Here is a 1,142-nt window from a genome sequence, read left to right as displayed (position 1 = left end):
GTTAGATTGTTTAAACTTCATAAGTAAGAGCGCCTCCTTGATGGTATTGGGTTACGAACCCGTCGACAAATCCATCATACCGAGGCGCTCCTTTTTTGACAAAGGCCATTTCTTAGCCTTAACAGGAATGTTTAGCTTAAAGAGGCTGCCAATCAAATTTCGCGGCAGCCTCACTTTGTAGTTTATTTAACTAGCGTTCTTCCGTTAATTCAATGAGGATTAATCTACTTAATTTAGCCCCGCCGTATCAATTCGGTTCATTATGATATTGCCATTCCGTATCAACATAACCTCTTTCAATGAAAAACTCCGCAAGCATTTTTCTCTGACGAATCTCTAAATCCCGATAAGGAGCTGATTCAATAAGAATCTTATTAAATCGTTCTAGGAAATGAGGCCCTCCCGAAAACTTTCTCATAGCCCCCATCCCAACATCATTCGCAGCCCAAACAACCCTATCAATACTAAAAGATAATAAAATAGTACAAGTACACATAGGGCAAGGTTCACATGTTGAATACAATGTGTAGCCTTTTTTTTAAAATTTCTTTTTCTTAATGTCCAGCATGGTTGATCCCGCTTTTCTTATTGCATCAACCTCTGCATGTGCTGTCGTATCTGCTTCCGAAAAGACCCTATTACGTCCCCTACTGATAATTGTCCTGTCAGCTTCAGTAAATGCTTCTAATAGAAATTTACGATCAACATGCAAGATTATTTGCCCCCTATACGATTAATAGATATCCTCCGATACAAGGTTCTTCTTAAACTTATACATTCTATTTTAACCCATATAATTCCTTTTTGCTCAACTCTACTGCCCAATAGTTTAATGAGGCTGCCACTCGTTTTCGCGGTGGCAGCCTCATTTTGTAGTTATTGAAGTAACGTTATCCGTTAACATTCCTGTAGGTGTTAGTAGATTGAATTTGCAGAAAAAAGAACGCCTCGCTACGATGAGTATGTACTGGGTTCCAGCCCTCAGAACTCACCTTAGGAGGCGTTATCATGAAGTCTAATCCAATTAAGTCTCAAAATCAACGTGTAGAACGAATCAGCACTACTACTCTGGTCATAGGCATCGATATTGCCAAGGAGAAACACGCAGCACAAGCCATTAATTTTCGACCATTAATTTTCGA

General features: G+C 39.3%; 3 protein-coding genes and 1 pseudogene. 2 read left to right on the top strand and 2 right to left on the bottom strand.

The genetic code is table 11. From position 1 onward, the window contains the following. Positions 1–181: hypothetical protein (locus AC1DLM_RS35400; RefSeq protein WP_477572626.1), on the top strand; the 181-nt coding region annotated here is incomplete at its 5' end. A gap of 66 nt (positions 182–247) precedes the next feature. On the opposite strand, the gene AC1DLM_RS35395 is transcribed toward AC1DLM_RS35400, so the two are convergent. After that, the gene (locus AC1DLM_RS35395) at positions 248–418 is read right to left on the bottom strand and encodes a hypothetical protein (protein ID WP_477572625.1); all 171 of its coding nucleotides are present in this window, start codon (positions 416–418) and stop codon (positions 248–250) included. Positions 419–538: 120 nt separating this feature from the next. After that, positions 539–712: a hypothetical protein gene (locus AC1DLM_RS35390; protein WP_477572624.1), complete on the bottom strand. Its 174-nt coding sequence runs from the start codon at positions 710–712 to the stop codon at positions 539–541. 296 nt (positions 713–1,008) lie between these two features. Here AC1DLM_RS35390 and AC1DLM_RS35385 point away from each other — a divergent pair. Further along, a pseudogene (locus tag AC1DLM_RS35385) lies at positions 1,009–1,142 on the top strand (IS110 family transposase); the annotation flags it as partial.

The organism is Paenibacillus sp. 01T442 (assembly GCF_056398345.1).
The sequence above is the reverse complement of the archived record's forward strand: the minus strand, read 5'-3'. Positions and strand labels throughout refer to the sequence as shown.